The organism is Nonomuraea sp. AD125B, from assembly GCF_041402765.1.
GTDB classification, from domain to species: Bacteria; Actinomycetota; Actinomycetes; order Streptosporangiales; family Streptosporangiaceae; genus Nonomuraea; species Nonomuraea bangladeshensis.
On the sequence record NZ_JBGLOU010000009.1, the window covers coordinates 45,608 to 58,887 of the forward strand.

At 73.3% G+C, this 13,280-nt stretch carries 9 protein-coding genes; 3 read left to right on the forward strand and 6 right to left on the reverse strand.

Annotated elements, in window-relative coordinates; translation table 11 throughout:
- Window position 1: 1 nt before the first annotated feature.
- Window positions 2–1,159, reverse strand: a complete 1,158-nt coding sequence (locus tag ACBR40_RS23895) for an SLC13 family permease (RefSeq protein WP_344205311.1) — start codon at window positions 1,157–1,159, stop codon at window positions 2–4.
- A gap of 60 nt (window positions 1,160–1,219) precedes the next feature.
- Between ACBR40_RS23895 and ACBR40_RS23900 the strand changes: the two genes are divergently transcribed.
- Window positions 1,220–6,799 carry a TIR domain-containing protein gene (locus ACBR40_RS23900; RefSeq protein WP_371250173.1) on the forward strand — a complete coding sequence of 1,860 codons (5,580 nt, stop codon included), beginning with the start codon at window positions 1,220–1,222 and terminating at the stop codon, window positions 6,797–6,799.
- Here ACBR40_RS23900 and ACBR40_RS23905 read toward each other — a convergent pair.
- Entirely contained in the window at window positions 6,788–7,363 is a 576-nt protein-coding gene (locus ACBR40_RS23905; RefSeq protein WP_344215029.1) for a TetR family transcriptional regulator, read from the reverse strand. The two genes, ACBR40_RS23900 and ACBR40_RS23905, sit on opposite strands and share 12 nt — an antisense overlap.
- A 96-nt stretch (window positions 7,364–7,459) precedes the next feature.
- Here ACBR40_RS23905 and ACBR40_RS23910 point away from each other — a divergent pair, with 96 nt between their 5' ends.
- The gene (locus tag ACBR40_RS23910; protein ID WP_371250176.1) at window positions 7,460–8,281 is read left to right on the forward strand and encodes an SDR family NAD(P)-dependent oxidoreductase; all 822 of its coding nucleotides are present in this window, start codon (window positions 7,460–7,462) and stop codon (window positions 8,279–8,281) included.
- A gap of 127 nt (window positions 8,282–8,408) precedes the next feature.
- Complete coding sequence (locus ACBR40_RS23915; protein ID WP_371250177.1) at window positions 8,409–9,113, forward strand: hypothetical protein; 705 nt, start codon at window positions 8,409–8,411, stop codon at window positions 9,111–9,113.
- A gap of 103 nt (window positions 9,114–9,216) precedes the next feature.
- On the opposite strand, the gene coaE is transcribed toward ACBR40_RS23915, so the two are convergent.
- From coaE to rpsA, 4 genes are all read right to left on the reverse strand, one after another.
- The gene (coaE, locus tag ACBR40_RS23920; RefSeq protein ID WP_364445436.1) at window positions 9,217–9,819 is read right to left on the reverse strand and encodes a dephospho-CoA kinase; all 603 of its coding nucleotides are present in this window, start codon (window positions 9,817–9,819) and stop codon (window positions 9,217–9,219) included.
- Between the two features lie 9 nt (window positions 9,820–9,828).
- Window positions 9,829–10,317: a GNAT family N-acetyltransferase gene (locus ACBR40_RS23925; RefSeq protein WP_371250376.1), complete on the reverse strand. Its 489-nt coding sequence runs from the start codon at window positions 10,315–10,317 to the stop codon at window positions 9,829–9,831.
- A 27-nt stretch (window positions 10,318–10,344) separates the two neighbouring features.
- Window positions 10,345–11,499: an epoxide hydrolase family protein gene (locus tag ACBR40_RS23930; RefSeq protein WP_371250179.1), complete on the reverse strand. Its 1,155-nt coding sequence runs from the start codon at window positions 11,497–11,499 to the stop codon at window positions 10,345–10,347.
- A gap of 131 nt (window positions 11,500–11,630) precedes the next feature.
- Window positions 11,631–13,109, reverse strand: a complete 1,479-nt coding sequence (gene rpsA, locus ACBR40_RS23935) for a 30S ribosomal protein S1 (RefSeq protein ID WP_091075891.1) — start codon at window positions 13,107–13,109, stop codon at window positions 11,631–11,633.
- Between the last annotated feature and the right edge of the window lie 171 nt (window positions 13,110–13,280).

The window sequence follows — 13,280 nt, forward strand, 5'->3', positions numbered from 1 at the left end:
TTCACAACGCCCAGACGGTGGCCACCAGCCCCACCACGGCCAGCCCGGCGCCGGTGAGCAGGAAGCGGCGCATCGGCACCCGCACCTCGTGCCTGCGGCACGACTCGAACCACAGCAGCGTCGCCAGCGACGCCCACGGCGTCACCACCGGGCCGACGTTGGTGCCCACCAGCAGCGACAGCAGCCGGTCCTGGTCGGCGGCCGGGATGACGCCCTCGACGGCCTTGTACGCGGGCAGGTTGTTGATCGCGTTGGACAGGCCCGCGCCCACGGCGGCGGTGCGGTAGGGGTCGCCCTCGGCGCCGATCATCCAGGTCATGAGGTCGGCGAGACCGTGCCGGCTCAGCGTCGGCACCACCAGGAACAGCCCGGTCACGAACACCACGAGCTGCCACGGGAACAGCCGCCACGACAGGCGCTCCCGCGCGCGCAGCAGGAACGCCGCCAGGACGAGCGCGGCGGCCGCGCCCGCGGCCACGGCCACGTGCGCCTTGAGCAGCAGCAGCACGATGAACAGCAGGCAGCCGGCCGACGCCGCGCCGAACAGCGCCCGGTCGCCGACCGGCTCCAGCACCGGCGGGCTGTAGCGCAGGTCGCCCCGCTCCCCCCGCCGCCAGAAGAACGCCCACAGGAACGCCATCGTCACCAGGATGGCGGCGATCTGCGGGGCCCACATGCGGGCGGCGAACTCCTGGGCGTCGAGGCCGAGCTTGTCCATGGCCAGGAGGTTCGTGAGGTTGGAGACCGGCAGCAGCAGGCTCGCGGTGTTGGCCAGCCAGATCGTCGTCATCGCCAGCGGCAGGGGGGCGATGCGGGCCTTCGGGGCGAGGGCCAGCATCACGGGGGTGAGCAGGACGGCGGTGGTGTCCAGGTTCAGGAAGATCGTGACGAACGACGCGAAGGCCGTACAGAGGAGGAACAGGGCGGCGTAGTTGCCGCGGCCCAGCACCGCCATCCGCGCCGCGATGGCGTCGAAGACCTGGGCCTCCTTGGTCAGCTCGGCCAGCACGATGACCGCCACCAGGAAGATCAGCAGCGGCCAGATCTCGTCCAGGCTCTCGGCGGCGGCCTCCCACGGCAGCAGCCCGGTCGCCACGAACACCAGGCCGAGCACCAGGAGGCCGATCCTGATCCAGTCGAGCAGGCTGAGACGCCACACGCAGAAGATGATCGCATAAGGAGCTCATGGACCGCGCTCCGCGCGGGGGATACTGACGGCATGGCACGTGACGGCAGGCCGACCGACATCTTCGTCAGCTACTCCCCGGCCGACACCGCCTGGGCGACATGGATCGCCTGGGAGCTCGAGGCGGCGGGCTACCGGACGATGATCCAGGCGTGGGACTTCGTCCCCGGCACCAACTTCATCGACTTCATGGACCGCGGGGTCAGCGAGGCCCAGCTCGTCGTCGCCGTGCTCTCGCGCAACTACCTGACCTCGCGCTACGGCCGCATGGAGTGGCAGGCGGCGCTGCGGGCCGACCCCGACAACCCCTCCAACAAGCTCGTCACCATCCGTCTGGAGGACGTCCAGCTCGAAGGGCTGCTGTCCACGATCACCTGGGTGGACCTGCTCGGCGTCACCGACCCGGGCCAGGCCAGGGCGCTGCTGCTGGGCCGGGTCGGCGAGGCGCTGGCGGGCCGGGCCAAGCCGGAGTACGCCCCCGCCTTCCCCGACGCCGGCAGGGGCGGGCGCGCGCCCGCCCCCGCGCCGACGCTGCCGCCCCCGGCCGCCGAGCGGGCGCGGACGCGCCGCGCCCCGGTGACCGCGCCCGCCTTCCCGCCCGCGGCCGGCCCTGTGGGCGGACGGAAGTCGGTCAGCGTGCTGCACATCGGCGGCCCCCGCTTCGGCCGGGCGCTGCCCGACCCCGGCGACCCGTTCACGCCCGAGGACATGCAGGCGCGCATCTGGGCGGACCTCACCGCGATGTACGACCGCGGCACGCCGCGCCCCGACCTCATGGTCGTCAGCGGCGACCTGACCGAGTCGGGCAGTCTGCGGCAGTTCGGGCAGGCCACCAGGTTCGTCACCGACCTGCGGCTGCTGCTCGGGCTGGAGCCGCACCGGCTGGTGCTGCTGCCGGGCCCGCGCGACGTGACCAAGGCGGCGGCCAGCGCCTACTTCATGACGTGCGAGGCCGACGACGTGAGCCCGCAGCCGCCCTACTGGCCGAAGTGGCGGCACTTCGCCGGGCTGTTCGGCGAGGTCTACCAGGGGCTGGACGACCGGGTGTTCGACGGCGGGCAGCCGTGGACGCTGTTCGAGGTGCCCGATCTCAGGGTGGTCGTGGCGGCGCTCAACTCGACGATGGCGATGAGCCATCTTGAACGGGACGCGTACGCGCTGCTGGGCGAGGCCCAGGCGGCCTGGTTCGCCGAGCGGCTGCGGCCGTACGAGGAGGGCGGCTGGCTGCGTCTCGGCGCGATGGGCCATCCGCCACGGGAGCTGCGGGACGCGCCGACCTTCGAGCGGCTGCTGGGGCACCGCCTCCACCTGCTCTTCCACGGCGGCCCCGGGCACGGCGGCGAGGGCCGGGTGGCCGCGCCGCGCGCCGGACGGCACCAGGTCGTCGAGATCACCCCCGACGGCATGCGTACGTGGCTGCCTGACGAGGGCGTGCCCGAGCGGGTTCCCGGCAGGTGGCGGGGCGCGCAGGCGACGTTCACCGGCCGCACCCTGGACGTGCCGCCGCCGCGGCCCAAGCCGGACGAGCGCGCGCCGAGCCCCGTCGAGCTGCTGCTCGACCGGATCGCCGAGGTGTGTGAGGCGCGCCACGAGCGGGCCAGGATCCGCCGCTTCCCCGCCCATCTCGTGGTCACCCACCCCGAGGACGGGTTCGTCCGGCAGCTGATGATCGGCGCGCACGTCGGCGAGGTGACCGAGGAGGCCGCCGACGCCTTCGCCCGGCAGGCGCACGCCGCCGGGCTGGCCGCCGAGCTGGTCTACCAGGGGCCGCCCGCGCCCCGCTGGATCCGCGACGACCTGATGCGGCAGGGGGTGCGGCTGCGCAGCTTCACCGAGTTCCAGGGCCTGCTCGACCTCACCGGCTACGTCAGCGAGCAGACCGCGCGGCTGGTCGGCGACCGCCGCTACCCGCCCGAGCTGTACGTCCCGCAGCGCTTCCGCGAGCTCGACCGCCCCGGCGGCCAGGTCAGGCACGGCCTGACGGATGAGATGATGCGGCTGCTGGCCACCGACCACGGCCGTTTCCTGCTGCTGCTCGGCGATTTCGGGCACGGCAAGACGTTCGCGCTGCGCGAGCTGGCCCGGCGCATCCCGGCCGAGCTGCCGCACCTGACGCCGATCCTCATCGAGCTGCGCGCGCTGGACAAGGCGCACTCGGTGGACGCGCTGGTGGCGGCCCACCTGGCCTCGCACGGCGAGGAGTACATCGATCTCAAGGCGTTCCGCTACCTGCTGCGGCAGGGGCGCATCGTGCTGCTGTTCGACGGGTTCGACGAGCTGGTGACGCGGCTGACCTACGACCGGGCGACCGACCACCTCGCGACGCTGCTGGCGGCGGCCGAGGACAAGGCGAAGGTCGTGGTGGCCAGCCGCACCCAGCACTTCAAGTCGCACAGCCAGGTGCTCACCTCGCTCGGCGAGATGGTCGGGGTGCTGCCGCAGCGGCGGGTGCTCAGCGTCGAGGACTTCACCCGCGACCAGATCCGCTCCTACCTGGACAACCGGTTCGAGGACGGCGACGAGGCGCACGCCCGCATGTCGCTCATGGGCGAGCTCACGGACCTGCTGGCGCTCGCGCAGAACCCGCGCATGCTCTCCTTCATCGCCGACCTCGACGCCGACCGGCTGCGCACCGTGGCGCGGGCCCGCCACACGATCAGCCCGGCCCTGCTGTACGAGGAGATCCTCGGCTCGTGGCTGGCCTTCGAGGAGCGGCGGGCCCGGGTGCCCGGCTCGGCGATGGCCCTGACCACCGGCGAGCTGTGGCGGGTGGTGACGGCGCTGGCGCTGCGGCTGTGGGAGACGGGCGAGTCGCTGCTCGGCGTGGACGAGCTGACCGAGATCGGCGAGACCCTGACCGACCTGGCGGGCGGCCAGCTCTCGGCCGCCCACGCGGCGCACGCGATGGGCTCGGGCAGCCTGCTCGTACGCACCGAGGAGGGCATGTTCGGCTTCATCCACGCCTCGGTCATGGAGTGGCTGATCGCCCGGCACCTCGCGGCGGGCGACCTCGCCCTGCTGGCCCGCCACCCGCTGTCGTCCCTCACCGTGGAGTTCCTGTGCGACCTCGCGGACGTGCGGGCGCTGCGCGCCTGGGTGGCCGACCCGCCCGCCGGCGACGTCTCGGGCGCCAACGCCGTCAAGATCGCCGCCCGGCTGCGCACCCCCGCCCGTGCCGACCTGCGCGGCGCCAACCTCAAGGGCGAGGACCTGTCGGCCCGCGACCTGCGCGAGGTCGACCTCACCGGCGCCGACCTGTCGGAGGCCACGCTGGCTGGCACCAACCTGTCGCGGGCCGTCCTGCGCGGGGCCCGGCTGACGGGCGCGCGGCTCGACGGGGCGACGCTCGCCGGAGCCGACCTCACCGACGCCGACCTGTCGGGCGCGCGGCTCGCGCAGACCGACCTCAGCGACGTGACCGTGGCGGGCGCGCGCTGGCACCGGGCCGCGCTCATCAACGTCACCGGCACCCTGCCGCACCTGCCCGGCGCGGCCGTGGTGCCCGGGCAGCCGGTCGAGGTCGAGTTCGCCCCCGCCGGCATCGGCGTCCCGTACGGCTACCACTTCCAGACCAGCCGCCTGCCCGAGCCGATCGCCTACTCCACCGACGGCGCCACGGTCGCGATCGGCGACGAGGACGGCGGCGTGCTGCTGTGCGCGGGCGGCGCGCCGGTGCGCACGCTCCAGGGCCACCGGGGCCGCGTCTACGCCGTCTCCTTCGCCGGCGACCTGCTGGCCACGGGCGCGAGCGACGGCCAGGTCATCCTGTGGGACGCCCTCACCGGCGAACGGCTGCGCACGCTGAGCGGCCACGCCGACGGCGTCTGGCCGGTGCGCCTCAGCCCCGGCGGCGACCTGGTGGCGGCCGGCGGCGGCGACGGCGTCGTCCGGGTGTGGGAGTGCGCGACCGGGCGCACGGCGCACGAGCTGGCCGGGCACCAGGCGCCGGTCTACACGATGGCCTTCGGCCGCTCGGAGCTGGTGACCGGCGACGCGGCGGGGGCCGTACGGGTCTGGGACCTGGCGAGCGGGGAGGTGCGGCACACCCTCGACGGCCACCGCGGGAGCGTCTACCGCACGCTGCTCAGCCCCGACGGCGCGCTGCTGGCCACCGGCGACGAGGCGGGCACGGTCCGGCTCTGGGACACCGGCTCCTGGCGGCTGCTGCACACCCTCACCGGGCACGCGGGCAGCGTCTACTGCATGGCGTTCGCGCCGGACGGCTCGCTGCTGGCCAGCGGCGACACCGCGGGCGGCGTACGGCTCTGGGACCCCTCGGGGCGGGCGATCGGCGTGCACACGACGCACGCGAACTCGGTCTACCAGGTCGCCTTCAGCCCCGACGGCGCCGTGGTCGCCTCCGGCGACTCCGCCGGTCTCGTACGCCTCCAGCCCGTGGGCGGCGGGCCACGGGTCGAGCTGACCGGGCACCGCAGCTCGGTGTGGCCGTTCGCGTACCGGCCCGACGGGCAGCAGCTCGCCACCAGCAGCAACGACGGCACCGTGCGGCTGTGGGACCCCCACACCGGCCAGTGCCAGCGGGTGCTGCGCGGCCACGGGCGGCGCATCTCGTCGGTGCGCTTCAGCGCCGACGGCACGATGCTCGCCACCAGCGGCAACGACGGCGTCGTACGCCTGTGGGAGCCGCGCACCGGGCGGCGGCTGCGCGAGTTCAGCGGCACCTCCGACCGGCTGATCTCCGCGCTGTTCTCCCCCGCCGGGCCGGTGCTCGCCACCTCCAGCAACGACGGCGGCGTCCACCTGTGGAACGCCGTCACCGGCGACTACGAGCGCGAGCTGCACGCCGAGACCGACCACGTGTGGGCCGAGGCGTTCAGCCCCGACGGCGACCTGCTGGCCACGGCCAACGACGACGACAGCGTCCGCATCTGGTACCGGCCGACCGGGCGGCTGGCGGTCAACCTGCTCGACCACCGGGGGCGGGTGCGCTCGATCGCGTTCAGCCCTGACGGCTCGTACGTGGCCACCGGCTGCGACGACAAGCTCGTCCGGATCTGGCACGTGGCCTCGGGCGGCCGGGTCGCCACCCTCGAAGGGCACACCGACCGGGTCTACTCCGTGGCCTTCTCCCCCGACGGGCGGCTGCTGGCGAGCGCCGGCAACGACGGGCGCGCCCTGCTGTGGGAGCTGCTACCCGGCCAGCCCTGGCAGCCCCGGCTCGCGCGCACGCTCGGCGGCGACGGCGGGCGGTGGTGGGGCGTGGCCTTCGACGCCGCCGGCGCGCGGCTGGCGACCTGCGGCGACGACAAGCTCGTCCGGGTCTGGGACGCCGCGACCGGGCGGCAGCTCCACGTGCTGGCCGGGCACACCCGGCGGGTCTGGTCGGTCGCCTTCAGCCCGGCCGGCGACGACCTGCTGGCCAGCGCGGGCGACGACGGCGTGGTCATCCTGTGGGCGGGCGGCGAGCGGCGGGCGACGCTGCTCGGGCTGCCCGAGGGGTGGGCGGCGCTGGCCCCCGACGGCCGGTACAAACTGCACGGCGAGCCGGGCGGGCAGTTCTGGCACGTGATCGGGATGTCGCGGTTCGAGCTGGGCGAGCTGGATCCGTACCTGCCCGGGGTGCGGCAGGTGCCGCTGGACTCACCCTTCTGACGTGCCGCGCATGGGGCGGCCGAGGAGGGCGGTGGCCACGCTCTCGATGTGCGGGGCGAGGTCGGCGGTGGCCGCCCCGGTCAGCGCCGGGGTGCCGACGACCGAGCGCAGGATGCCGATGCCGACCAGCCAGGCGCTGAGCAGCTCGGCGCGCAGCTCGGCGTCCTCGCCCTCGGCCAGGTCGGCGAGGGCCCGGACGTAGGTGGCGCAGACCTCCTCGCGCATCCGCAGGCGGGCGTCCTCGTGGGCCGAGGACCGGAGCATGGCCACCAGCGGGTGCTCGCCGCCGTAGCCGGTCCAGTCCTGGAAGACGACCGCGCCGACCATGCGGGCGACCAGCTCCTCCGGCGGGCCGTCGTCGAGGAGGCCGGCCGGGAGGTCGGCGGTGACCTCGTCGAACAGGGCCTTCTTGGAGCCGAAGTAGCGGAAGATCAGGGTGGCGTCCACGCCGGCGTCGGCGGCGACGTCGCGGACGCTGGTGGCGTCGTAGCCGTCGCGGGCGAAGCGCAGCCGGGCGGCCTCCAGCAGCCGGGCCCTCGTGGCCTCCCGGTCCCTCTTCGCCATCGCCCCTCCTGAGTCATCGACTGTTGACATCCTAGCGGGCGCGCATGTTATGGTCCTTCAAGTCATCGAACGATGACTTGACAACGGGAGCGCGGCATGAGGACGTACGTGGTGGCGGGCGGCACGACCGGGATGGGGCGCGGCCTCGCGCTGCACCACCTGCGGACCGGCGACCGGGTGACGGTGGTCGGCAGCGATCCGGGCCGGGGGCGGGCCTTCCTCGCCGAGGCGGAGCGGCTGGGGGCCGGGGGGCGGGCCGCGTTCGTACGGGCCGACCTGACGTCGGTCGCGGAGAACCGGCGGGTGGTCGAGGAGGTCAGGGCCCGGCACGACGCCCTCGACGGGCTGATCCTCACCGCCATGCGGCACTTCGGGAGCCGCACCCTCACCCCGGACGGTTTCGAGGCCACCTTCGCCCTCTACTACGTCAGCCGCCTCCTGCTCAGCCACGGCCTCACGGACCTGCTGGAGAAGGGGGGCCGGCCGATGATCGTGAACGTGTGCGGCGTCGGGGTCACGAAGGGCCGGATCCACTGGGACGACCTGACGCTCGGCCGCGGCTACAGCGGCGTCAAGGCGATGCTGCAGGGCGGGCGGGCCACGGATCTGATGGGCGTCGCGTACCCGGACGTCCATCCCGGCGGGCGTACCCGCTTCCTGCTGCACCATCCGGGCTTCACCGACAGCGGCACCGGCAGCCTTCGCCAGCCCGCGCGGGCGCTCGTCCGGCTCCTCGCCAAGGTCGCCGCGCAGCCCGTGGAGAAGGCCATCGAGCCGATCATCGCGCTGATGGCGGACCCGCCCGCCGGGCGGCTGCTCGCCTACGACCGCCGCACCCCGGTGGACCCGTCGATCCCGACGCTCGACCCGGCCGCCGCCCGCCGCCTTTACGACCTGACCCGCCACCTCCTCGACTGAACGCCCCATTTGCCGCGATTGCCGCGCCCGGTCGCCGGACTGTGGGAGGATCCTGGGCTAGATCGTTTCGGTGGCGCGGAGCATCGCGAAGGGGATGGACGATGGTTACCTGCCGGAGGCTGGGCTCGTGACCGCCACACCCGACCACACAGGACCTGGCGACGCGGGGCTGGTCGCGGCAGCGGATGAGGTCGCGGGTGGGCGGGAGGTCATGCCCAAGCGGGCCGCCGTACCGATGCCATGGACGCGGCACTCGGGCACCGGCCCGGCGCGGGAGGCCGAGGGCCGCTCGCAGGCCGCCAAGACGGCCGCCGTGGCGGTGGGCATGGTGCTGCTGACCCTGGCCGGGGTCCTGATCGGCATCCCGGCGTTCCGCACGACACTGGACCCCGTGCCCTATCCGGGCTCGGTGCCTCCGACGCCGCCCGCCGCGGCACTGCGCCGCAGCCCCGCCGCCACCGCACCGCCGTCGGCCACCACGCCGCCGCCCGTGAACGCCGCACCCGTCACGACGCCCGCCGCGCCCGCGACGCCCTCCGCGCCGCCTTCGTCGCGGCTGTCGTCACAGCCGGTCGCGACCGCGACCTACCCGACCACGCCGGGCATCGTCCGACCGCAGGGGGCCCGAAACCCGCGCGCCCGCACCGCCCGCCCGCGCGCCATCCGCCCCCAGCCAGTACGCCCCAGAAAAAGATCCGTGGTCGTCGGCACCAGCGAGGACTCGGGAACCCCCGCCCCCACGACCACCACGACGCCCCCGGACGCCACCCTCACCCCGGCCCCGCAGGTCCCCGGCCGCCTCAAGGGCCAGGCAGCCGGCGGAACTTCGTGATCGCCAGGAGACCGGCCCGGGGCCCGTCTCCTGGCGACCATCCCGGAGGCCGGCTCAGGAACCCGTCCCTGACCAGCCCAGGCACCCCCAGCCGGCGGACCGGTCAGCCGCGCGCACCTCGCCGCAACAGCTCGCCCCACACCTCGGCCACCCGCGCATCCAGCTCCTCCAACGCCCCTTCGTTGGCGATGACGATGTCGGCGACCGCCAGCCGGTCCTCCCGGCTGGCCTGCGCCGCGATGCGCGCCTTGGCGTCGGTCTCGGCCATGCCGCGATGCTCGGCGAGCCGCCGGATGCGCACCTCGTCGGCCGCGTCCACGACGATCACGACGTCGTACATGGGGGCGAGCTTGTTCTCGACCAGCAGCGGCACGTCGTAGACCACGACGGCGTCGCCGGGCGCGTCCGACTGCAGCTGCGCCACCCGCTCCCCCACGAGCGGATGCACGATGCCGTTGAGCACGGCCAGCTTCTGGGAGTCGGCGAAGACGATCGAGCCCAGCTTCTCGCGATCGAGCGCCCCGTCGGGGCGGAGCACCTCCTCGCCGAAGGCCGCGACCACCCGCGCCAGCCCGGCCGTGCCGGGTTCGACGACCTCGCGCGCGATCTTGTCGGCGTCGATCACGACCGCTCCGTGAGCCGCGAGCCGCCTGGACACCTCACTCTTGCCGGATCCGATGCCGCCGGTGAGCCCAATCTTCAGCACCGCTGAAGCCTATCCACGATGGCCGGACGGCGCACGACCGGAAGGCTCCGCCTCCCGGCGCAGGTGGACCATCGTCAGGTGGTCGTCCATCCGCTCGCGGTGCGTCTCCCGGTAGCCCAGACGCCGGTAGAGCTTGAGGTTGCTCGCCGACAGGTGCCCGGTGAACAGGTCGAACGCCGTCGCCTCCGGCACCTGCTCGTGCAGCGCCCGCAGCAGCGCCGTGCCGAGGCCCTGCCCCTGCAGGTCGGGGGCGACGACCAGCCGCCCGACCAGGCAGGTGGTGCCGGCGAGCTGCCCGCGTACGGCGCCGACGATGCGGCGCCCGCCGTCGAGCGCCTTGAGCACGACGGCGCCCTCGATGACCTTGCGCACCTGCTCCAGCGACTCGACGAGCGGCGGGATGTAGGGGTCGCCGTAGAGCTGGGCCTCGCTCACGTAGGCCGCCCGTTGCACGGTGAGGATCTCCCCGGCGTCCGCCGGCACCGCCCGTTCGATGATCACGCCGTCACCCTACCGGCCGGGCGCTCACGGCCGGAGGAGGACCTCGAAGAACTCCCGTACGCCGGTCACGACCGACCCGGGCGCGGCCATCGCCACCATGTGGCTCGGGCTCTCCCCGTCGCCCCAGTACACGACGTCGTTGCCGCGCGCGGCGATGCGGCGCAGCAGGTCGGGTCCGCCGTGCGTGGCCCCGGTGGGCACGGCCCGCTGGTCGACGGGCATGCCGGCGGCGCCCTCGTAGTACGTCCAGGAGGACGAGCCGCCGGTGCCGGTGAACCAGTACAGGCTGGCCGTGGTCAGCAGCAGGTCACGGCCGATCGGCTCGGCGACGGGGCCGTTCCGCTCGGGCCAGCCGTCGAACTCCTTGAACCGCTCCACCAGGTACGCCAGCTGCGCCACCGGCGAGTCGGCGAAGCCGTGGGCGAGCGTCTGGGGCCGGCTCGCCAGGTAGGGGCCGTACCCGCTGCCGCCGGCCATCCGCTCCCCCAGCATCTTCAGCCAGCCCAGCTCCTCCTCGCTCGCCCCTTCCAGCTCGGCGGGGTCGCCGGTGGGGACCCCGAGGCCGGAGGTGATGACCGCCCCGGTCACGTGCTCGGCGTCGAGGGCGGCGAGCCGCGCCGTGACCAGCGCGCCGGCGTCGTTGCCGTGGGCTCCGTAGCGGTCGTGGCCGAGGCGGCGCATCAGCTCGGCCCAGGTGCGGGCGACCCGGTCGACGCTCCACGGCCGCTCGTCGGCGGGCTCGGGGAACGGCGAGAAGGCGAAGCCGGGCAGGGACGGCGCGACGACGTGGAAGGCGAGGGCGGGGTCGAGCCCGTGGGCGCGCGGGTCGGTGAGCGGCCCGAGCACGTCGAGCAGCTCGGCGACCGTGCTCGGCCAGCTGTGCGTGATGATCAGCGGCAGCGCGTGCGGCTCCGGCGAGCGTACGTGCAGGAAGTGCACCCGCTGCCCGTCGATGTCGGTCGTGAACTGCGGGAAGGCGTTGAGCCTGGCCTCCTGGGCCCGCCAGTCGAAGGTCTCGGCCCAGTGCTCGGCCAGCTCCCGCAGGTGGGCGACGGGCACCCCGCGGTCCCAGCCGCCGGGAAGCTGCGATGCCCAGCGGGTGCGCCGCAGCCGCTCGCGCAGGTCGTCGAGGTCGGCCTGGGGGATGTCGATGCGGAACGGCGTGATCGTTTCGGTCATGGAACGAACAGTAGGAGGACATGCGGCAAGGATCTTTCCGCAATCAAGCGAGAAGACCGATGACACGCGAAAAGCCCCGCACGAACCCGTGCGGGGCTTTTCGTTACCGCCTACTCCTGGGAGCTAGAGCCTCAGCTCTGGCCGCCCGCGAGCTTCTCGCGCAGGGCCGCGAGCGCCTCGTCCGAGGCGAGCGCGCCGGCCGCCGGAGCGGACGAGGAGCTCTGCTGAGCCTGGGTCTCGCCGCCGTAGGACGTCGGAGCGCCCTCGCCGGCCTCGGCCTCGGCCTTGCGGGCCTCCTCGATCTGCTTGCGGTGGGCCTCGAAGCGCTGCTGGGCCTCGGCGTACTGCCGCTCCCACTCCTCACGCTGCTTGTCGAAGCCTTCGAGCCACTCGCCCGTCTCCGGGTCGAAGCCCTCGGGGTAGATGTAGTTGCCCTGGTCGTCGTAGGTCGCGGCCATGCCGTAGAGCGTCGGGTCGAACTCGACCTCGGCGCCCACGCCCTCGTTGGCCTGCTTCAGCGAGAGGCTGATGCGGCGACGGTCGAGGTCGATGTCGATGATCTTGACGAAGATCTCGTCGCCGACCTGGACGACCTGCTCCGGGATCTCCACGTGGCGCTCGGCCAGCTCGGAGATGTGGACCAGGCCCTCGATGCCCTCCTCGACCCGGACGAACGCGCCGAACGGCACCAGCTTGGTGACGCGGCCCGGCACGACCTGGCCGATCTGGTGGGTGCGGGCGAACTGCTGCCACGGGTCTTCCTGGGTGGCCTTGAGCGACAGGGAGACGCGCTCGCGCTCCATGTCGACGTCGAGGACCTCGACCGTGACCTCCTGGCCGACCTCGACGACCTCGGAGGGGTGGTCGATGTGCTTCCAGGACAGCTCGGACACGTGGACCAGGCCGTCGACGCCGCCGAGGTCCACGAACGCACCGAAGTTGACGATCGAGGAGACGACGCCCTTGCGGACCTGACCCTTCTGGAGGGTGTTGAGGAAGGTCTGGCGGACCTCCGACTGCGTCTGCTCGAGCCAGGCGCGGCGCGACAGGACCACGTTGTTGCGGTTCTTGTCGAGCTCGATGATCTTGGCCTCGAGCTCGCGGCCGACGTACGGCTGCAGGTCGCGGACCCGTCGCATCTCGACCAGGGACGCCGGGAGGAAGCCACGGAGGCCGATGTCGAGGATGAGACCACCCTTGACGACCTCGATGACGGTGCCGGTGACGATGCCGTCCTCGTCCTTGATCTTCTCGATCGTGCCCCAGGCGCGCTCGTACTGGGCGCGCTTCTTGGACAGGATCAGGCGGCCCTCCTTGTCCTCCTTCTGGAGAACCAGGGCCTCGACGTGTTCGCCGACCTCCACGACGTCAGCAGGGTCGACATCGTGCTTGATCGAAAGCTCGCGCGAGGGGATGACACCCTCGGTCTTGTAGCCGATATCGAGAAGGACCTCGTCTCGATCGACCTTGACGACGGTGCCCTCGACGATGTCGCCGTCGTTGAAGTACTTGATGGTCTCGTCGATCGCGGCGAGGAAGGCTTCCTCGGACCCGATGTCGTTGACCGCTACCTGCGGGGTGCTCGAGGTGGCCTCAGTGCTGGACGTCATGTGTGGAATTGCTCCGAACGCGGACAGGATGTCGATGTGGCGGACGCGCGGCAGGCCCTCTTCCGCATCAAGCCGAGGAATTACGACATCGACGTGACCGAGCGCGAGCCCGCTCCGTCTGAGGCGCGCGCGAGCCCACAGCGCAGCGATCAGCATATGAGACCAATGCCA